The sequence below is a fragment of the Methylobacterium sp. C33D genome (genome assembly GCF_053345825.1).
Genome location: NZ_JBKFAV010000002.1, coordinates 151813 through 171154, shown reverse-complemented (window position 1 = coordinate 171154; position 19342 = coordinate 151813). Strand labels below are relative to the sequence as shown.

15 protein-coding genes and 1 pseudogene are annotated in these 19342 nt (G+C 69.1%); 3 read left to right on the top strand and 13 right to left on the bottom strand.

Annotated features, from left to right (window positions below; translation table 11 throughout):
* Window positions 1-34: 34 nt before the first annotated feature.
* Complete coding sequence (locus ACLBXO_RS02225; RefSeq protein ID WP_447684407.1) at window positions 35-607, bottom strand: HWE histidine kinase domain-containing protein; 573 nt, start codon at window positions 605-607, stop codon at window positions 35-37.
* A 21-nt stretch (window positions 608-628) separates the two neighbouring features.
* Window positions 629-907, bottom strand: a pseudogene (locus ACLBXO_RS02220) (PAS domain-containing protein); the annotation flags it as partial.
* 354 nt (window positions 908-1261) lie between these two features.
* Here ACLBXO_RS02220 and ACLBXO_RS02215 point away from each other — a divergent pair.
* Complete coding sequence (locus ACLBXO_RS02215; RefSeq protein ID WP_447684364.1) at window positions 1262-2956, top strand: methyl-accepting chemotaxis protein; 1695 nt, start codon at window positions 1262-1264, stop codon at window positions 2954-2956.
* Between the two features lie 416 nt (window positions 2957-3372).
* Here ACLBXO_RS02215 and ACLBXO_RS02210 read toward each other — a convergent pair whose 3' ends face one another.
* The 4 genes from ACLBXO_RS02210 to ACLBXO_RS02195 form a co-directional block, all read right to left on the bottom strand.
* On the bottom strand, window positions 3373-4401 hold the full coding sequence (locus ACLBXO_RS02210) for an IS110 family transposase (protein ID WP_447684363.1): 1029 nt from the start codon (window positions 4399-4401) through the stop codon (window positions 3373-3375).
* A 410-nt stretch (window positions 4402-4811) separates the two neighbouring features.
* On the bottom strand, window positions 4812-5606 hold the full coding sequence (locus tag ACLBXO_RS02205) for an alpha/beta fold hydrolase (protein ID WP_447684362.1): 795 nt from the start codon (window positions 5604-5606) through the stop codon (window positions 4812-4814).
* The gene (locus ACLBXO_RS02200) at window positions 5603-7306 is read right to left on the bottom strand and encodes a GMC family oxidoreductase (RefSeq protein WP_447684361.1); all 1704 of its coding nucleotides are present in this window, start codon (window positions 7304-7306) and stop codon (window positions 5603-5605) included. The genes ACLBXO_RS02205 and ACLBXO_RS02200 overlap by 4 nt, the downstream gene beginning before the upstream one ends.
* 4 nt (window positions 7307-7310) lie before the next feature.
* Entirely contained in the window at window positions 7311-8696 is a 1386-nt protein-coding gene (locus ACLBXO_RS02195) for a UbiD family decarboxylase (protein WP_447684360.1), read from the bottom strand.
* Window positions 8697-8872: 176 nt separating this feature from the next.
* Between ACLBXO_RS02195 and ACLBXO_RS02190 the strand changes: the two genes are divergently transcribed.
* Both ACLBXO_RS02190 and ACLBXO_RS02185 read left to right on the top strand, forming a co-directional pair.
* Window positions 8873-9796: a LysR family transcriptional regulator gene (locus ACLBXO_RS02190; RefSeq protein ID WP_447684359.1), complete on the top strand. Its 924-nt coding sequence runs from the start codon at window positions 8873-8875 to the stop codon at window positions 9794-9796.
* A gap of 108 nt (window positions 9797-9904) precedes the next feature.
* Entirely contained in the window at window positions 9905-10477 is a 573-nt protein-coding gene (locus ACLBXO_RS02185; protein WP_447684358.1) for a UbiX family flavin prenyltransferase, read from the top strand.
* A 7-nt stretch (window positions 10478-10484) separates the two neighbouring features.
* Here the strand turns inward: ACLBXO_RS02185 and ACLBXO_RS02180 are convergent, their stop codons facing one another.
* The 7 genes from ACLBXO_RS02180 to ACLBXO_RS02150 all read right to left on the bottom strand — a co-directional run bounded on the left by ACLBXO_RS02180 (window position 10485) and on the right by ACLBXO_RS02150 (window position 19253).
* On the bottom strand, window positions 10485-10952 hold the full coding sequence (locus ACLBXO_RS02180) for a TIGR02444 family protein (protein WP_447684357.1): 468 nt from the start codon (window positions 10950-10952) through the stop codon (window positions 10485-10487).
* A 31-nt stretch (window positions 10953-10983) separates the two neighbouring features.
* Window positions 10984-12333, bottom strand: a complete 1350-nt coding sequence (locus ACLBXO_RS02175; RefSeq protein ID WP_447684356.1) for an MFS transporter — start codon at window positions 12331-12333, stop codon at window positions 10984-10986.
* A 169-nt stretch (window positions 12334-12502) separates the two neighbouring features.
* Window positions 12503-13309, bottom strand: coding sequence for an enoyl-CoA hydratase/isomerase family protein (locus ACLBXO_RS02170; RefSeq protein WP_029357553.1), 807 nt, complete (start codon window positions 13307-13309; stop codon window positions 12503-12505).
* Between the two features lie 35 nt (window positions 13310-13344).
* A complete protein-coding gene (locus tag ACLBXO_RS02165) occupies window positions 13345-14904 on the bottom strand; it encodes an AMP-binding protein (protein ID WP_447684355.1) in 1560 nt (519 codons plus the stop codon).
* Window positions 14897-15430 carry a (2Fe-2S)-binding protein gene (locus tag ACLBXO_RS02160; RefSeq protein WP_012321639.1) on the bottom strand — a complete coding sequence of 178 codons (534 nt, stop codon included), beginning with the start codon at window positions 15428-15430 and terminating at the stop codon, window positions 14897-14899. The genes ACLBXO_RS02165 and ACLBXO_RS02160 overlap by 8 nt, the downstream gene beginning before the upstream one ends.
* On the bottom strand, window positions 15418-16281 hold the full coding sequence (locus tag ACLBXO_RS02155; RefSeq protein WP_447684354.1) for an FAD binding domain-containing protein: 864 nt from the start codon (window positions 16279-16281) through the stop codon (window positions 15418-15420). Before ACLBXO_RS02155 ends, ACLBXO_RS02160 begins: the two co-directional genes overlap by 13 nt.
* On the bottom strand, window positions 16278-19253 hold the full coding sequence (locus ACLBXO_RS02150; RefSeq protein ID WP_447684353.1) for a xanthine dehydrogenase family protein molybdopterin-binding subunit: 2976 nt from the start codon (window positions 19251-19253) through the stop codon (window positions 16278-16280). The genes ACLBXO_RS02155 and ACLBXO_RS02150 overlap by 4 nt, the downstream gene beginning before the upstream one ends.
* Between the last annotated feature and the right edge of the window lie 89 nt (window positions 19254-19342).

Genomic DNA, 19342 nt, shown 5'->3' with positions numbered 1-19342 from the left:
ATACCCCAGCCGAGCGGGTCTGCCTGAATGCAGGTTAGTTGATAGGCATCTCGATGCGACAGCGCACGCCGTCCTCGCCCAGGGCGTAACGCACGTCGGCGTCGAGGGCGTAGGCCAGTGCCTCTTGGATCAGCTCGGTGCCGTAGCCTCGGCGCGTCACCTCGGCCGGCCGCACATCGACGCCGCTCTCGATCCAGTTTAAGGCCAGCCTCCGGCGACCGGGCTCGCCCGAGATGATCTCCCACTCTACGGAGAGCTGGCCGACGCCGATCTTCAGGGCTCCGCACTTGACCGCGTTGGTGGTCAGCTCATGCAGGGCGAGCGCGAAGTTCTGCACTTGCCGCGCGCTGAGACGTACGTCCGGTCCCGAGACGGCAATACGATCCGAGAGCTCATCGACGTGCGCGGCCAACTCGGCTCGGACCAAGGCGCCGACCGCAACCGTGTCGCTGCCCCCCGTGCTCAGCAGCCCCTGTGCCCGGCTCAGCGCCTGCATTCGCTCCTCGAACGCCTCGACCGAGCCCCCCTGCTTCACCGTTCGGCCCGCCACAGCGGTGATCACGCCGAGCAGGTTGCGGGCACGGTGCTGCAACTCGTTGACCAGCACCTCCTGGCGGTTGACCGCGGCCTTCTCTTCGGTGACGTCGCGGCCGACCCCACCGATCCAGCACACCCGTCCTTCCGCATCTCGCATCGGACAGTCCGTGTCGCGCAACCAGCGTACCGTGCCGTCCTGGGGGCGCCGGATACGGTACTCGAACGAGACACGCTCACCGGCGCGCACCGCCTCGAAGCTAGCGAGGGCGATCTCGCGATCCTCGGGTACGATCAGGTCGAGCCAACCCGTCAGGTTGTCGTCGCCCCTCGCCGCCTCGCGGCCGAGGCCGTAGATCGTCTCGAAGGCCGGTGTGAGGTAGACTTACTGCAGGGTCTCGGCATCGCGGATCCAGAGCACGTCGGACGATGCCTCCGACCCAGCGAACGGCTTCTGAGGCTTGAAGGTGGGTGGGCGTCGACGTCCGCTACGGCGCCCGCGTAGCTCGGAAGCGGCCGAGCGGAAGACCATCCAGAGCGGCTATCCCGAGACCGACCCAGAACGGACGAACGAGTACCCTCACGGTCATCTCTGTAAGCAGACGTTTCAGCGATTTTTGCCATGCCGCTAATCTCCCCAGAGACCTCGGCAATGGTACGCATTCGTCAACGTAGATATTTATTAACCTCACTGACCCAATTGTCTTCGAAACGAGGACGCGATCCGATGTCATTCCTGTCGAACGTCAAAATTCTGAATAAACTACTTGGCGTTGTCGCGCTGATAGGATTTATGATTGCAGGTTGCGTCTGGTTCGCGCAGTCACGCATGACCCAGATCGATGATGCCTACACGCGCTTTGTCGATCACGATGCCAAAGCTGTTTCATCGGCCCGCCGTGTCAACCGTTATATGTTTGAATTGAACTACTGGGTCTATCGTATCATCGCCGAGACCGAAGATGCGCAGATGAAGGCTGCCGACGAAGGCTTCAGATCGGCAACGCCGAAGATGACTAGAGAACTCGCGGAGCTGCGTGAGCTGGCGCCGCCTGCCTTTTCACAGCGCATCGCCGATCAGGCTGCACGTCTTGATCAGTACGTGCGTGACGTGACCGAGGTCCGCCGGCTCGGTACCGCGAATCAGAACGCTGAAGCCATCGCCCTGGTCCATCGCGCGATCGATCCGACTTTCTCCGCGATGGTACAAGAGGGAGGGAAGCTCGGGGATGATATCACGGCCGCTATGGAGAAAGGCTCGAACGATCTGACGGATCAGACCAACGCTACCCGCTACAGCCTGATGTTGTTCAGTGCCCTCGGCTTACTTGCAGGACTTCTGGCCGCAGGTTTCGTGACGATCGCCGGCATCACCCGCCCGCTGGGCAGCCTGGTGGGGGTGCTGCAGCGGATGGCCCGCGGCGAGGTCGACGCCGAGATCCGCGAGGCCGCCCGCGGCGACGAGATCGGCGCCGTCGGCCAGGCGGTCGAGGGCATCAAGGCCATGGTCGCCCGCAAGGCCGCCGAGGAGGCCGAGGTGAAGCGCCGCGCCGACGAGGCCGCGGCCGCCGAGCGCAAGCGCACCATGATCGAGCTCGCCGACGGCTTCGAGCGCGCGGTCGGCGGGATCGTCGGCCTGGTCTCGTCCTCGGCCACCGAGCTCCAGGCCACCGCCCAGCAGATGACCGCCACCGCCGAGGAGACCGCCGCGCAATCGACCAGCGTGGCCGCGGCCGCGGAAGAAGCCTCGACCAACGTCAACACGGTCGCGGCCGCCGCCGAGGAACTCGGCTCGTCCGTGCAGGAGATCGGCCGGCAGGTGCAGGGCTCGGCCCATCTCGCCCAGGCCGCGGTCGGCGAGGCCGACCAGACCGCCCACCTCGTCCAGGCGCTCAGCCAGAACGCGGCGCGGATCGGCGACATGGTCGGGATGATCTCGGGCATCGCCGGCCAGACCAACCTCCTGGCGCTCAACGCCACGATCGAGGCGGCGCGGGCGGGCGCCGCGGGTCGGGGTTTCGCGGTGGTGGCCACCGAGGTGAAGGCGCTGGCCGAGCAGACCGCCAAGGCGACCGAGGAGATCGCGCGCCAGATCGGCGAGGTCCAGGGCGTGACCGCGCAGGCGGTGACGGCGATCGGCGGGATCACGGGGCGGATCCGGGAGATCGACAGCGTGGCGACCTCGATCGCGGCGGCGGTCGAGCAGCAGGGCGCGGCGACCCAGGAGATCGTGCGCAACGTGGCGCAGGCCTCGGCGGGCACCAACGAGGTGACGGGCAACATCGCCGGCGTGGCGCAGGCTTCGGAAGAGACTGGGGCTGCGGCCGGGCAGGTCCTGTCGGCGGCCTCGGAGCTGTCGCGGCAATCCGAGCATCTCGGCGCCGAGGTCGCCCGCTTCCTCGCAACTGTCCGCGCCGCCTGACACGATCCTATCGACGCAGGCGGCACAGTTGCTGACCCGCCTCTCAATTGTCCGCTTCCGCCCTATCACCGCGCGGAAGCGGGTGGGCAGAAAACCACCCTCTGCGGACGTTCAAGAATGTCCACCGGCGGGGCTGGAACTGGCCGAAAGCGGCCGTCTTGTGTGGATGGCTCCCGCATTGCAAGTGGCGAATTGAGCTTCTGACGCGTTGGTCGGGTGCAGTCTTGTGTCCGGCCTGTCGATGCAGTCGTTCATGTTGACCGCTGGCCCTGATGGTATCCGCGAGCTGGGTCCCACTCTGCTTTGCGGGCTATGATGCCCTGGACGTTCGGCGCGGTGTCCCGGCTCCCGGTCTGACCGGTTCGCCATCAACTCTCATCGTCCTCGCAACCTGGAAACGTCTCCTCTGCGTGCTGTCAGGCAGCCCTGGCCGCCGGTGCGCGGTAGGTGCCGCCGCGGGTCATGATCGCCCAGGCGACCCGCGCCGTGCGATTGGCCGCCGCCACGGTCACCACGCGCACCGGCTTGCGCTGCAGTAGCGTCGGCAACCGCGGGTCGACCGAGGTCGGCGTCGCCTTCGTGCGGCGGATCAGAGAGGTCATGCCGACTACGAGCAGGCGGCGCAGGTAGCGGTCGCCCATGCGCGAGATCCGGCCCAGGCGCTCCTTGCCGCCACTGCAGTTCTGCAGCGGTGTCAGGCCCAACGAGGCCGCGAACTGCCGACCGGAGCGGAAGCGTTCGGGCTCGCTCACCGAGACGGCCAACGCGGTTGCCGAGACGATGCCGACACCCGGGATCGTCGCCAGGCGCTGCGACAGGTCGCTGTCCCGATGCCAGGCCAGCAACTCCTTCTCAAGTCGGGTGAGTTGGATCTGCAAGGCACCGATCTGATCGGCCAACCCGGTCACCACGCGCTGGGCGAGCGGCGGCACCTCGGCCGCGTCTCCGGCCGAGAGTCGGGCCGCCAGTTCGAGCGCGTGCCGCAGGCCCCGCGCCATCTCGATCCCAAACTCGGCGAGCAGGCCTCGGATCATGTTCACCAGCTGCGTGCGTTGTTTGACCAGCAGGTCGCGCGCCCGGTGTAGCGCCAGCGCCGCCTGCTGCTCGGTCGACTTCACCGGCACGAACCGCATGCTGGGGCGCGTCACCGCCTCGCAGATGGCAGCGGCGTCGTTCGCATCGGTCTTGCCGCGCTTGACGTACGGCTTCACGTAAGCCGGCGGCATCAGCCGCACGTCATGGCCGAGGCTCATGAGCTCCCGGGCCCAGTGATGCGCTGTGCCGCACGCCTCCATGCCGACCAGGCATCGCGGCAGCTTGGCGAAGAACGGCACGACCTGCGCCCGCCTCAAGGCCTTGCGCACGACGACGTGCCCAGCTGAATCGACGGCGTGAACCTGAAAGATGCTCTTGGCCAGATCGATGCCGACGGTGGTGATCTCCATGGGGATGGCTCCTGCATGAGCGTGGCTGCTGTTTCGACAGCAACCTCATCTTGGCACCGAGATGCCGTCAGTCGGAGCGGGAGCCATCCACCCCATCTGCTTTGGAGGGGGCTTGCTGGAACAACGGACAGCGTCTTACCCGATCCAATCCGGTCATTCCGTCGAGGACGCGAACGCGTCGAAAGCTGTCAGGCGGCAACGTGGGCGAACGTGCCCAGTACCACGGCTGGGCTTTGTCCTCGCCCGGATTCGGAAAGCTCGATCTGGATGAGGCCTGGGAGGTAGGTGATTCCAAATAATCCTGTCTACGAACCTGACACCGTCTCCTGCACCTCCCCACGGGAAAGGGGCCGGCACCCGGGCTCGCGACAGCGTGTTTCAAGGCCAATCAAACATTGTCTTGTAAAGACTTAATCTCTGCTCAAGACATGGGTGATGAATCGAGCGATGACGTCGGCAGTTTCTGCCAACGCTTCGCGATGTGGGTGATGCCCAACATTCGGCATCTCATAAACAGTCAGCAGACCGGCGGGGCAAAGTCTGCGAGCGGCAGCAATCTGGGCCTTGGTTCCGTAAGCATCCTTCGTTCCCTGGATGACGATTGCCGGGACGCTCCATCGCGTGAGGGCTGTCTCGATTGTCCATCCGCGCCGAGCCGGATCCAACCAAGCGTCGTTCCAGCCGCGAAAGGCGCCCTCGACATCGGTATGCCGACGGCCGAGACGGACCTTCAGATCGCCCTTGTCGTAGGCGTCCCGGGCCCGTCGGGCCCCGGCCAGCGTCGCCTCCTCGACGAAAAAATGGGGCGCGATGAGGACGCCGCCCCGCACGCGGATGTCGCCCTCCGCCAACGCGAGGGCCGCGATCGAGGCGCCATCGGAATGGCCGATCAGCAGGCCGCTTCGCAGTCCCGCGAGGTCGAAGACCTGGGGAAGTATGGTGCAGGCTTCCTGTTCGAGAAAGTCGGCCCGGCGGGGCAGAGGCACCGGACTCGAGGCCCCATAGCCCTGCCGCGAGAAAGCCAGGACACCGCATCCGGTCTTCTCGACCAGAATTTCCGGCAGCGGGCCCCACTGCGTGGCAGAACCGAGACCCTCATGAAGCAACACCAGCGTCGGCGCCAAGTCCGGCTGCGGACCGACGAAACGGTATTCCAGCCGTAAGTCGGCCACCGCAAAGGTGCCGAATGTGTCGAGAGGGATCATCCCATCTCTACCATCATGCTCTCCGCGATCTTTTCCGCAATCATCAAGGTCGGGACGTTCGTGTTTGCGCTAGGAAGGCGGGGCATCACCGATGCGTCGGCGACGGACAGGTTCTCGGTTCCGATGACGCGCCCCCCCGGGTCGACCACCGCGCCGGGATCGTCGGCCCGGCCCATGCGGCACGTGCCGCTCGCATGCCAGACCCCGAAGACGTTGTCCCGGACAAAGTCGTCGAGAGCGCCATCGTCTTGGAGCACTGTCGCCCAAGCGTGGCCTAAGACGGCGCGCAGCAGCGGGGCGCGCAGCATGGCCGGTGCATCGAACACGGGGGCGAGGAGGCCGGTGAGCCGCCGGTTGCGAGGGGAGATGGCGCTCAACCGGCGGATCAGCGGCGAATAGTTCGCGGGGAATAGGTCGTCTGAGCGGGGGTTCAGCGTGGGCGAGACCACGAGGTCGCTGAGCAGCCGAATCCCCGAGGCGAGGCGTTCGAGGTCGCGGCGATCCGAGAGCAGGCCGAGGTCGATGTCGGGCGGGCCGGACGGGTTCGCCGGATCGAGACGCAGGCGCCCGACCGAGTGAGGCTGGTTCACCCAGAGGAAGTAGAGCGCGAGGCGTCCGCCGAGGGCGTGCCAGCCGGCACGGGCGGAGGCGGTGAGATACATATCGGAGGCGCAGCCTCCGGGATGGCCGGACGTATAGCGCAGGGCCAGCAAGCTCGCGCGCCGGAAGGTCTCGGGCAGCCGGAGCGAGCGGGGAAGGACCTGGGCCATCGTCAAAGCGGGATGGTCCCGCAGGTTCTCGCCGACGCCCGAACGATCCAGCCGGACGGGTATCCCGCAGGCGGAAAGCGCATCGCCCGGGCCGATCCCGGCACGCAGGAGGAGCACCGGCGATTGAAGAGCGCCGGCGCACAGGACTACGGAGGCGGCGCTCACTTGCTGCTCGGATCCGTCGCCCCGCCGCAGCACGGCCCCGGTCGCGCGGCGCCCGTCCATCACCAGCGAACGGACCTCGAGGCCGGCGGCGATGGTGAGATTCGGCCGGGCCCGCGTCCCCTCGTCCAGATACGCGGCGGCGGCCGAGACCCGCGCGTCGTCCCGGTTGGAGAAGGCCGGCGGGAAGATCCCATCCTCGAACTCGCCGTTCTGATCGACGCGCCGGGGCAGCCCCGTCGCATCGAAGGCGCGGGCGACCGCATGGGCGAAGGGGGGCCATGCGGGCTCCAGGATGCGCCGGATCGGGAGCGGCCCATCATGGCCGTGCAGCGGACCGCCGCAATCGAGGTCGGTCTCGAGCCTGCGGAAATACGGCAGCACGTCGTCCCAGGCCCAGCCCTCGGCGCCGAGCGCGGCCCAGGCCTCGTAATCGCGGGGCAGCCCGCGGTTGGCCGCCTGGACATTGATGCTGGACGAGCCGCCCATCACCCGGCCCTGCTCGTAGGCCCGCCGCCGCATGCGACCGCGGGAGTCGCGGGTGACCGCCGCGTCGAGCCCCGGCCAGATGTAGGTGTCGCCATGGAACAGCGGCATCGGATAGCTGTCGAGGATCTCCGCCGGCACCCGGCCCGGCGGTGTATCGATGCCGGCTTCGACGAGGAGCACCCGGCGCCGCGGGTCGGCGGAGAGCCGGTGGGCCATCACGCAGCCGGCAGAGCCCCCGCCGACGATCAACACGTCGACCGTTTCGGGCAAGGCGTTCACGGGATCAGCCGATCGCCGCGCGCCAGTCGGCGCCGGACGCGAGCACCGCGTCGAGATCGACCTCGGCCTCGCCGGGAACACGGATGCGCTTGAATTTCATGGGGGGCGCGTCGAGAGGAACGGTCGCGTCGAGACCCATCTTCGCGCCGACCCCCTCGCGGCCCGAGGGATCGAGCTTCGAGCCCTGGGCGTGAGGGATGACGACGAGGTCTCGGTCCGCCTGGAACCGCGTCGAGACCGCCCATTCGACTTCTCGCGGGGCGTGGATGTCGACATCCGTATCGACCACGACGGCGTGCTTGATGTCGTAGTGGGCGGCGAAGGCCCCGAGCAGCACGTTCTTGGCCTCGCCCTCCTGCGTCTTCCGCAGGCGGACGTAGAGGTGGTAACGGCCGACTCCCCCCAGGGACAGATGCACGTCCTCGACACCGGGGAAGCTGCGCTGGAGCGTCGCGAGGATCGTGGCCTCGCGGGGGATCGCCCCCAGCAACAGATGCTCCAGACCGCCCCCGACGATCATGTGGAAGATCGGGTCGCGCCGGTGCGTCACCGCATCGACCCGCATGACGTGCCGCTTGGCCCGCTCCCCGTAATATTGCGGGAACTCCCCGAACGGCCCTTCGGGCTCGCGGATTTCGGGCAGGAGGTGGCCCTCGATCACGATCTCTGCGTTCGCCGGAACGCGCACGCCGTTCGTCAGGCACTTGACCACGTCGAGGGGTTGGCCGGTGAGCGCCCCAGCGATCTCCAACTCGTCGTGGCCGAGGGGCACGATGGCCTGGGATGCGAGGAGGCAGGCGGGATCGACGCCGACCACGAGGGCGACTTCGAGGCCCCGGCCCTGGGCCTCGGCCTTGCGGTAGAAATTGTCGGTATGCCGGGGCAGGACCAGCACGCCGATCCTGTCCGGACCGCTGATCTGGCAGCGCAGGATGGCGACGTTCTGCAGGCCGGTCTCTGGGTCCCGGGAGATCATCAGGCCCGCCGAGATGTAGGGGCCGCTGTCGTGCTCGTTCAGAGTCGGCACCGGCAGGAGCTTCAGGATGTCGAGTCCCTCCCGGTGGACGACCTCCTGCGCGGGGGCGGAGTTGCGTTCGTACCAGGGGAGCGGCTGGGCGGCGGCCTGCTGGAAATGGGCGACGAGGCGATCCTGCGTGGTGCCGAGGGCTTCCGCCATCCAGGCCCGGCTCGACACGAGGCCCGAGACGATGGTGCCTGGATGCCCCCCGGGCTGCGGAAACAGGCTGGCCTGCCGGCCGTCGAGGCGGTTCGCCACCGCCGCCGCCTCGTGGCGCAAGCCGATTCCCGGCCGCGCGATGGCGAGGCGCCCATCCCCCGACAGCCGATCGAGCCAGTCGCGGAGGGAACGAACGGGGGTGAGCGCGTTCATGCTGTCCTCACGGCGGGATCATCTCAACCAAGCTTGCCAGGGGAGGAAGCGTTAAGCTCTTCCCGCAGGCGGGAAAAATAACGATTGGTGATGCCGCCCATCAGCCGGTTTGAATTGCGCCGACCGGCCCGCACATGGTCCTCTGGCGCGTTGCTCGTGTCGCCTGGGTCCCGTGTATGGATCTCCGTCAGATCTCCTACTTCGTCGCCCTGTTCGAGGAGGGCAGCGTCACCCGCGCCGCGCAGCGGATGAACGTCGTCCAGCCCGCGCTCAGCATGCAGATCGCCAAGCTGGAACGGGAACTCGGCCAGCGCCTGTTCGACCGCCAGCCGAAGGCCATGGTGCCGACAGCCGCCGGCCGGACGCTGCACCGGCTGGTCCACCCGATCCAGCGGGATGTCGCCGAGGCCCGGGCGGCCATGGCGCGCCTGTCCCAAACCGTGTCGGGCCGCGTCACGGCGGGCATCCTGTCGTCCCTGTCGATGAGCGTGATCCCCAGCGTCCTCGCTCGCTTCGCGGCGGCCTACCCAGAGGTCGAGCTGTCGCTGGCCGATGGCTACAGCAGCACCTTCATCGAGGGCGTCGGCAGCGGCGCCCTCGACCTCGCGGTGATCAACCGGCCGGCCCGACGCCTCGGCCTCGTCATGGCACCCCTCCTCGACGAGGAAATGGTGGTGGTCGGCGGGCGCGACACACCGTTGCCGGTGCCCCTGCCCCTCCGGATGGCGGACCTCGCCGCCCTCGACCTGATCCTGCCGTCGACCCGCCACGGCCTGCGCGTCGAACTCGACCGCCGTGTCACCGCCGCGGACGTGAACCTGAGCCCGAAGCTCGAACTCGACCTGCCCCCCGCGATCGCGGACTTCGTGGCGCGCTCGACGCGTTTCACCGTGCTTCCAAGCATTGCCGTCACCCGTCAGCTCGCCGACGGATCTCTCAAGGCCTACCGCATCGTAGAGCCGCGCATCGCCCGCGAACTGGTGATCATCCACCATCCGCGAAACCCGCTCAGCCATGCGGCGCAGCTCTTCATCGGCATCCTCGAGGAAGAGTTGAACGCGGCGGCGGCCGCACTCCAGGCCCATATAATCACCGGTTGAGCCCCCCGGACTGATGGCAGCGATCAGCCAACGTTATTCGACACGGGCGAGCACACCCCGATACTGTCACCTGCAACGTCGCCGTGCCCGTTGCGGCCGGGAGGAACGATGACACCGCTGCCCGTCGTGGTCGGCATCTCGGGTGCTTCGGGGGTGATCTATGGGATCCGTCTCCTGGAAATCCTGCGCGACCTCGCAATCCCGGCCCATCTTGTGATGTCGCGCTCGGCCGAGGTGACGCTGGCCCATGAGACCGACCTCAAGGTCGCCGACGTCCGCGCCCTGGCCGCCAAGACCTACGCCCAGGGGGACATCGGCGCCTCGATCGCCTCCGGATCCTTCCGGACCCGCGGCATGGTCGTGGCGCCCTGCTCCATGCGGAGCCAGGCCGAGATCGCGACCGGCGTCACATCCGGCCTGCTGACGCGGGCCGCCGACGTGACCCTGAAGGAGCGCCGCCGCCTCGTCCTGATGGTGCGGGAGACCCCCCTCCACACCGGCCACCTCCGCACCATGACGGCGCTCTCGGAAATGGGGGCGATCATCGCCCCGCCGGTTCCGGCCTTCTACGCGCGTCCGGAGAGCCTCGCCCAAATGGTGGACCATACGATCGGGCGGGTTCTTGACCTGTTCGACATCGACGCACCCGGCGTCCGGCGTTGGCGGAGCGGAGAAGGCTGACCAGCGATCAGCCCTCCAGCGCCGTCGCGAGAACCCGCAGCGGTGCCTCCGGCCAGGTCCGGCCGAGATGAGCGGCATAGAGGGCCAGCGCCTCGCCGCCCGAACTCGCCGGCATATCCGGGACCGGCGCAGCCTCGAAGAGAGCCGCGAGGGCGAGGCGCTCCGCCTCGATCTCCGTGAGCTTGATCCGCCTCCGGAGCGCCTCCGTCCCCTGGCCCGGCATGAGGTCCGACCGCATCGCCCGGCGGATCGCCCGTAAGGGAATAATCACCTGTCCGCGCCAAGGGCCGATCCGGTCTTCCGCTTCGGCGAGCGCCGAGGCGTCCAGCCTTCGTCCGGTCCTCCCGCACCAGATTAGGTACAGGAGCAGAGGCACATCGGCGGCGCCCTCGTCCTGGAGGGCGAGGCAGGCCGCGGCGACGCCGGGCCGGCCGTAGAACGCGCAGGCGAAGGTCCAGAGGGGATCACTCGTCATGGGAGGCCTCCGCCCGCGCAAAACCGTATCGTCAGGCCCGGTCGAGATTGCCCTGCGTCTCTGGCGTGAGAAAGGCGCCGACGAGGTAGACGAGCGTCACCCCGGTCATCACGAGCGTCAGCACCATCGGGATCTGCGTCGGCCCATCGGCAACGAGGGAGACGAGCGTCGGCAGCATGCCGCCCAGCGCGAAGCCGATGTTCCAGGTCAGGCCCGTGCCCGTCGCCCGCACCGCTGTCGAGAACTTTTCGTTGAGGAAGATCAGCAGCGGCCCGTAGCTGGCGTTGGCAATGAGCGCCAGCAGGAAGGCGCAGGCTGCGACCCCCACGAGGCTCGTCGTGTTCGCCATAGTCAGGAAGAGGGCGGGAAAGGCGAGCAGGCGGATGACGCCCATCACGAGGAACGACCGTCTGCGCCCGATATGCTGGCTCAGTTCGCCCATGCCGCAGGCGCCGATCGCCGCCGCGACGTTGGCGCCGATCAGGATCATCGAGGCGGTGGCGTTCGGCACGCCGTTCACGAGCTTGAGGAGGGTCGGCAGGTAGCCGGACGTGAGGTAGTAGGCCGCGCCTCCGCCGAAGGAGATGAGCGTCGCGACTACGAAGCTTCGCCGGTTGGACGGCGAGAACAGGGCGCGGATCGGAGAGCCCTCCGCCGGAGCACCCGCCCGGAGCGCCGCCTTCCGGGCCTGGAGATCCTTGAAGATCGGGGATTCCTCGAGATTGCGGAAGAGGATCAGGCCGATCACCGAGGTCAGGAGACCCGAGAAGAACATCAGCCGCCAGCCCCACTCGGTGAAGGCTTCTCCCGGCGCCATGAGCGAGACGACGTAGAAGACCAGGGAGGCAAGCAGGCCGCCAATGGCCGAGCCGCCCCCGCCGACCGCCCCGGACATCAGCCCCCGCCACCGCTCCGGGACGGATTCCGTCCCGATCGTGTGAGACGCCGCGACCACGCCGCCGACGAAGATGCCCTGGACGAGGCGGAAGATTAGGAAGATCGCGGTGGCGAGCCATCCGATCTGGCCGACCGTCGGCAGGAGGCCGAAGACCGCCGTCGACAGGCCGACCCCGGTCACCGCCACCATGAGCGCGCGGCGCCGGCCGAACCGGTCCGCATAGGAGCCGAACAGGGCCGAGCCAAGGGGCCGGATCAGCAGCGTGACCGCGAAGGAGGCATAGGCTCCGGCCAGCGATAGCATCGGCTTGTCGGCCGGAAAGAACAGGGCGCCGACGACGGGCGCCACGTAGAGCAGGATGAACAGGTCGAAGAGATCGAGCCCCCAGCCGAACAGCGAGGCCATGGCGGCCGTCGCCGTTTGCCGGCCCGTGGGCTTGGCGTGAGCGGGGGGATCGGATGCGAAGGTTGCGGCGGTCTGCATGGGGTTCCTCCGGGGGATGCGGTCGTTGCCGCGGTGGGGCCGGTTCGGGCTCTGGGTCGGGGGCCATTAGGGCGCGCACCATCGTGTCCCGCCGGGGCGGGATCGATGCGGTGCCGTGGGGGTCACGGGGGTGTGGGGAGCTGCCCTGCAGCCCCCCGGCGCGGTGGGTTTAGGAGCCGGTGAAACGCGGGGCGCGCTTGGCGTGAAACGCCTCGACGCCCTCACGGAAGTCGTCGGCCTGCCGCAGGCGGCTGTAGCAGTGTCCCTCGAGCTCGATGGCGATGGACAGGCTCGCGTCCTCGGTGTCGTTGAGGAGCTTCTTGGCAGTGCGCTGGGCGATGGGCGAGAAGGCGCGCAGTTCCTCCACGAGGGCGTCGGTGGCCTTCTCCAGGTCCGCGTCGGGCACGCATTCGGTGGCGATGCCCCAGTCGAGGGCCTGCCGGCCGGGGATGCGCTTCGAGCGCATCACGATGTCCTTCGTCCGCGTGATACCGACGATCTTCTGGAGCCGGGCCGAGCCGCCGGAACCGGGGATCTGGCCGAGCTTCTGTTCGGGAAGCGCATAGCGGCAGGTCTCGGAGACGATGCGGAAGTCGCAGGCCAGCGAGATCTCGAAGCCGACCCCGAACGTGTAGCCACGGTTGGCGGCGATGACGGGCTTCGAGCAGCGGGCCGGCGCCGCCATGTTCCAGGCGAGCTTCGAGACGTGTTCGGGCGAGGCGTCGAGGAAGCCCTTGATGTAGCCCCCCGACGAGAAGTGCTCGCCCTCCGCCCGCAGGACGATGACCCGCACGCGGGGATCCTCGTCCAGCGCCTCGAACACCTTCCGGATCTCGTCGCGCTGGGGCATCGCGATGACGTTCATCGGCGGCCGCGCCAGGATCACGTCGGCACGCTCGCGCTCGGCGTCGATCTCGACGCGGAAGCCGTCGAGGTTCGTCAGGCGCGGGTCGATGGTGGGGGTGTCACTCGTCATGGGGCTGGGCTCTCGCTGAAATTCGTTGGGGGGTGTCAGGCGGCCTCGTGGCCTTCGGCGCGGGGCTCGGCCTCGCCCTCGGGCACGTACTCGCCGGCCACGAGCTGACGGCGCAGCAGCTTGCCGACCGGCGATTTCGGGATCTCGTCCACGAAGACGTAGCGGCGCGGCAGCTTGTGACTCGGCAGGCCGCCCGCCCGGCAATGGGCGTCGAGCGCCGCTTCGTCGGTGCTACCGCTCCGCTTGATGAAGGCCGCGACGATCCGGCCCCAGCGCTCGTCGGGCAGGCCCACGACGGCGACCTCGGACACAGCCGGATGCAGGGACAGGCGACTCTCAATCTCGACGGGCGAGACATTCTCGCCCCCGGTGATGATCATGTCGTCGACCCGGCCGGTGACGTAGAGGTCGCCATCGGCGTCGGCGAAGCCGGTATCGCCAGTGAAGTACCAGCCGTCGCGAAAGGCCTTGGCGTCGGCCTCGGGGCGATGCCAGTAGCCCTCGAAGGCTTCGTCGCCTTTGGCGATGACGGCGATCTCGCCCTCCTCGCCCGGCGCGGCGGTTCGGCCTGGGTCGTCCCCCATGGGCACGACACGCACCATGGTGTTGAGGCCCGCCCGCCCGGCCGAGCCGGGTTTCACCGCCGCCTCGTGGTTGATCGTGAAGGTGTAGACCTCCGAAGAGCCGTAATGGTTGACGAACAGGTCCGGCCGGAACGCCTCGGTAAGGCGGGCGAGCAGGCCGTCCGTCATCGGCGCTCCGGCGAAGCCGAGCTTGCGCACGGAGGTCGTGTCGGTCGCCGGGAAATCCCGGTGGTGCACGAGGTCGTGATACAGGGTCGGCACGAGGTAGAGGTTGGTGATCCGCTCGGCCGCGATCAGCCGCAGCGCCCCGGCCACGTCGAAGCGCGGCAGGCAGACGAAGGTCCCGCCTATCAGCGACATGGCGAGGAGCGAGCGCACTCCCATCGTGTGGTAGAGCGGCATGACGCCGAGCGTCCGCTCGCCGCGCCCGTAGAGGTTCTGCGCCACGTGGGCGAGCGCCGCCGCCCGCTCCGCCCGGTGTCGCCGTGGGACCCCCTTGGGCTTGGCGGTGGTGCCAGAGGTGTAGAGCATCAGCGAGATTGCCTCCGCGTCGACCCGGGGCGTCGCCGGGGGGCCTTCGGTGGCGGCGAGGTCGGCGAAGGCGGTCTCGCCGGGGCCGGGTGGCGTGCCGACGGCGATGCGCGGGATCCGCTGCGACGCCGCGCTATCCCGCAGGCTCCCGGCCGAGATCGGTTCGTAGGCGATGGCGCGGGCTTGCGCGTTCTCGATCGCGAAATCGATCTCCTCGGCCTTGGCCCGCCAGTTGATCGGCGTGATCACGATACCTGCGAACTGGCAGGCCCAGTGCAGGGTCGCCGCCTCGTGCCGGTTCTGAAGGACCGTGACGAGGTGGTCGCCGGTCTTCAGTCCGAGCCGGTCGAGCCCCGCGACGGTCGCGGAGATCACCGCGAACCACTCCGTGTAGGTCAGCCGGGTCTCCCCGTCGACGAGGGCCAGGGCGCGGGGATCGCGGGAGACGCTCGCAAGGAAGCTGGTGCCAAGATCAAGCATGGGCGGCCTCCGGGGATGACGGGGCCGGGATGTCGCCCCTGAGTTCCGCAGCCGCCTCCAGGGCGGCCTCGATGATCGGCGCGTAGCCGGTGCAGCGGCAGAGATGGCCGCCGATCACTTCCGTGATCTCCCGGCGTGACGGGTTCGGCCGGAAGGCGAGATAGGCGTCGAGCGACATCAGGATGCCGGCGGTGCAGAAGCCGCATTGCAGGGCGTGCCGCCGTCGGAAGGCCGCCTGCAGCACCCCGAGCCGGCCGGGTTCCGGGGCCAAGCCCTCAACGGTCCGCACGGCGCAGCCCTCGACCCCCACGGCCAGCGTCAGGCAGGCTCGGGCGGGCACCCCGTCGATGGACACCGTGCAGGCACCGCAGACGCCGTGCTCGCAGCCGACATGCGTGCCCGTGGCCCCGAGCCCGTGGCGCAGGGCGTCGGTCAGCAGGGTGCGGGTCTCGACCTCGACCGTGGTCTCGCGCCCGTTGAGGGTGAAGGCCACCGTGTGACGGCCCTTCGCGTCTAGCTGTGGCATGGCACGCCCTCTTGATGGGTATCGCCTCTTGCGGCCCTTGCCGCTTCCTCCAGCACCCGGCGACCGAGGCTGCGCACGAGGTCGCGGCGATAGCGGGCGGAGCCGTGGAGATCGTCCCCCGCGCCGAGGTCCCAGGCGAAGGCGTTGAGGGCATCGTCGAGCGCCGACCCGTCGAGGCGGGGGAAGTCGCGGGCGGTTGGCCGATCGGCGACGCCGCCGACCGCGAGCCGCATCCGGATGCCGTCCACGACGCCCGCGCAGGCGACGATGGCGTAGTCGCCGTGCCGACGCCCCACCTCGGCGAAGGCGGTGCCGGCGCCCTCCCGGCAGAGGGGATAGGCGATGGCCTCGATCATCTCATCGTCGGCCCGGTCGGTGACCATCATGCCGGTGAAGAAATCCTCGGCCGCCACGCGCCGGAATTTCCGGCGGCTGCGCAAGTGAATCTCGCCCTGCAGCGCCACAAGGCAGAGGGGGATTTCCGCGCTCGGATCGGCATGGGCGACGGAGCCGCACAGCGTCCCCCGTGCCCGGGTCTGGATGTGCCCGACCCACGGCAGGGCGGCGGCCAGAAGCGGCAGGTCCCTGGCGAGTCCCGGCCGGTCGAGCAGGATCGCCTGCCGCACGCCCGCCGGGATGACGAGGGACCCCTTGTCGAGACGGGGCTCCTTGAGCGCCGGGATGCGCATCACGTCGACGAGCACGGTGGGCTTCGTCAGCCGCATGTTGAGCATCGGCATCAGGGACTGGCCGCCCGCGATGATCCGGGCCTCGGGGCCGTGCTGGCGCAAGGCTTCGAGGGCGTGATCCAGGGTTGCGGCGCGAAGGTAGTCGAAGGGAGCGGGCTTCATGCCGAGACTCCGAGGCGGGCGAGCAGGCGGCGCAGGAAGACCGGAAGTTTGGAAGAGGGGCCGGCGGAGCCTCCCGCCCGTCGAGCGAGGGCCGTGAAGAACCCCCCGATGATCACCCGCGCGGCTCCATCGAGGAGGCGTCCGCCCACCGCCGCGACCTTGCCGCCCACCGCCGCCTCGTAGACGTAGGCGATCCGCGTGCCCCCCGAGCCGTCGGGCTCTAGGGTCAGGCGACCGGTCCCGCCGCCGCTGCCGAGACCGCCCGTGACCGTACCGGTGAGCGTGACGGCGCGGGGAGCGTCGAGGTCCGAGAGGATCACTTCGGCCTTATAGCGGCCCTTCACCGGGCCGACGCCGAGGGTGACCTCGGCCTGAAACCGGGTGTCGGAGAGCTTCTTCACCCCGTGCGAACCGGGAATGACGGAGGCGAGCACATCCGGGTCGAGGAGCATCGCCCAGACCGTCTCCGGGGGAGCCGTGACGGCGGCCGAGCCCTCCCCGCGCAGGGTGCGGTCGCCCGCCTTCGTGGCGGGCTTCGGGGCAGAGTGGCCGGCGGGGGGCGCTCGCTCCTCCCCGCCCGCTGCGAGGACAGCGAGCTTGGCGGGGGTCAGGGGTAGGTCGATGGCCTCAAGCCCGAGGGCGTCGGCCACCGCGTTGGCGAGGCAGACCGGCGTCGACATGCAGTTGCCCTCGCCGACTCCCTTGGCGCCGAGCGGCGTGAAGGGCGATGGGCTCTCGACGTGCAGGATGCGCAGATCCGGCACCTCGGTCGCGGTGGGCAGCAGGTAATCGGCGAAGGTCCCGGACAGGAAGGCGCCATCATCGCCGTAGGACAGTTCCTCGAAGACCGCCGCGCCGAGCGCCTGCGTGAAGCCGCCGCGCACCTGCCCCTCGACCATGCCGGGGTGCAGGATGCGCCCGCAATCGTGCATCGAGACGTAGCGGTCGATGGCGATTTTGCCGGTGACCCGGTCGATCTCCAGGCCGCAGATGTCGAAGATGAAGCCATGGCAGAGGGAGGAGTTGATGTGGTCCTCCGCGTCCGGCGCCTTCAGTTCCGGGGGGGTCCAGAACACCGTCTCGCGGATCACCGCGCCGAGATCCTCGGGCACGAGGCCCGGCGACCAGTGGCTCGTGGCGGCCACCCGCGCGAAGGGCAGGCCCGCATCCGGGTTCAATCGCGAGGCGATGCGACCGCCCGCGAAGAGCAAGTCTTCGGGACGCAGGTTCAGCTGCGCCGCCGCGATCCGCGCGAGCCTGTCGCGCAGGCGGGTGGCGGCGAGGTGCGCGACCCCCGCCACGGCGGCGGCGAAGCGGCTCGCATAGTTGCCGGAGGCGATCGACCACGCATCCTTAGCGGTATCGAGGTCGGCCGTGACCCGGACCTGCTCCATCGGGAGGCCGAGCACGTCGGCCACCACCTGGGCCAGCACCGTCCGGTGCCCCTGGCCCTGCGGCACCGAGGCGACCTGCACCGTCACCGAGCCGACCGGATCGAGGGTGATGGTGGCGGTCGATTGCGCGCCGTTCTTGGGCCCGGCCTTGGCGCGTTCCTCCGCCGTCAACACGGTCGTGATGTAGCCCATGTTGGAGACGCTGGGCTCGACCGCCGCCGTGAGGCCGATCCCATAGAGGCGGCCCTCGGCGCGGGCGGCGTCCCGCCGCCGCTTCAGCTCATCGAGCCCGCCGTCCCGGGCGGCTTCATCGAGCGCGCGCTGGTAATCGCCGGAATCGTAGAGGGCGCCGGTCGCGGTGCGATAGGGAAAAGCGTCGGCTGGAATTAGATTCCGGCGGATCACCACGAAGGGATCGAGGCCCAGCGTCAGCGCGATGCGCTGCATCACCCGTTCGAGCGGATAGTAGACCTGCGGCCCGCCGAAGCCGCGCACGAGGCCGGTCGGCGTCTTGTTGGTCAGCACCACCCGGTTGCGCACGGCAACATTGCGGATGGCGTAGGCGCCGGTGAGGTTGCCGTGCATCCGGTAGAGCGTGGCGGGTTCGGGCGCCCGCAGGTAGGCGCCGCAATCCTCGACCTGATCCCAGTCGAGCGCAGTGACGCGCCCCTCCGCGTCGAAGGCGGCCCGGAGGGTCGTGACCCGGTTCGTGGCGGAGACGGAGGCCGAGAGGTGCTCCAACCGGTCCTCGATCCACTTCACCGGTTGGCCCACGAGGCGCGCCGTGGCGGCGATCAGCACGGCGTAGGGCGCGACGCCCTGCTTCACTCCGAAGCTGCCGCCGGAATCGGGGGGCGTGCGCAGGCGCAGGCGGTTGCCCGGCACCTTGAGCGCCCGGGCCACCACCGCGTGGATGCTGAACGGCCCCTGGAAGTTCGCCAGCACGTCGTAGGAATCATCGGTGGGATCGTAGGAGGCAACGACGCCGTAGGTCTCCATCGGCGAGCCGGTGTTGCGCGGGTAGCGCACGGTCACGGACAGGCTGTGCGGACTGTTTGTGAAGGCCGCCTCGGGATCGCCGTAGCGGAAGCGGCGGTCGCTGACGCAATTGGCGCCGACGCCCTCGTGCAGGACCTCGCTGTCGGGGGCGAGGGCCGCGAGCGGATCGACCACCGCGGGGCGCACCCGGTACTGCACCTCGATCAGGTCGCAGCCGTCCTCCGCGAGGTAGCGGTCGCGGGCGACGACGATGGCGACGGGCTCGCCGATATAACGCACCCGGTCCACCGCGATGGCGCGGGCATCGACGGCCGCCCGCAAGGCCGGGACGAGGCCGGTCGTGACGGCGTCGAGGTCCCGGCCCGTGACCACGGCGGTGACGCCGGGCAGCGCCTGGGCCGCCTGGACGTCGATGCCAAGGATGTCTGCATGGGCGTGGGGCGAGCGCAGGATCGCCGCGTGCAGCGTGCCGGGCCGCGTGCCGAGGTCGTCGATGTAGCGGCCGAGCCCGGAGAGCAGGCCGGCATCCTCGATGCGCTCCACCGATCGTCCGACATAGGTCGATGACACGATGCCCAAGCCGCTTCCTCCGCCGGACCTCTCGATGGGGTCCGTATCTCGGGGAGAATGGCGGCTCCGTGTGGGTGCGGCGATGCCGAGGCGTCTCG

Coding starts and splice junctions, on each gene's coding strand:
- ACLBXO_RS02190 (WP_447684359.1), top strand. CDS start 8,873: ATGGATCTCCGTCAGATCTCCTACTTCGTCGCCCTGTTCGAGGAGGGC.
- ACLBXO_RS02205 (WP_447684362.1), bottom strand. CDS start 5,606: ATGATCCCTCTCGACACATTCGGCACCTTTGCGGTGGCCGACTTACGG.
- ACLBXO_RS02165 (WP_447684355.1), bottom strand. CDS start 14,904: ATGCTTGATCTTGGCACCAGCTTCCTTGCGAGCGTCTCCCGCGATCCC.
- ACLBXO_RS02160 (WP_012321639.1), bottom strand. CDS start 15,430: ATGCCACAGCTAGACGCGAAGGGCCGTCACACGGTGGCCTTCACCCTC.
- ACLBXO_RS02175 (WP_447684356.1), bottom strand. CDS start 12,333: ATGCAGACCGCCGCAACCTTCGCATCCGATCCCCCCGCTCACGCCAAG.
- ACLBXO_RS02215 (WP_447684364.1), top strand. CDS start 1,262: ATGTCATTCCTGTCGAACGTCAAAATTCTGAATAAACTACTTGGCGTT.
- ACLBXO_RS02170 (WP_029357553.1), bottom strand. CDS start 13,309: ATGACGAGTGACACCCCCACCATCGACCCGCGCCTGACGAACCTCGAC.
- ACLBXO_RS02155 (WP_447684354.1), bottom strand. CDS start 16,281: ATGAAGCCCGCTCCCTTCGACTACCTTCGCGCCGCAACCCTGGATCAC.
- ACLBXO_RS02195 (WP_447684360.1), bottom strand. CDS start 8,696: ATGAACGCGCTCACCCCCGTTCGTTCCCTCCGCGACTGGCTCGATCGG.
- ACLBXO_RS02185 (WP_447684358.1), top strand. CDS start 9,905: ATGACACCGCTGCCCGTCGTGGTCGGCATCTCGGGTGCTTCGGGGGTG.
- ACLBXO_RS02210 (WP_447684363.1), bottom strand. CDS start 4,401: ATGGAGATCACCACCGTCGGCATCGATCTGGCCAAGAGCATCTTTCAG.
- ACLBXO_RS02180 (WP_447684357.1), bottom strand. CDS start 10,952: ATGACGAGTGATCCCCTCTGGACCTTCGCCTGCGCGTTCTACGGCCGG.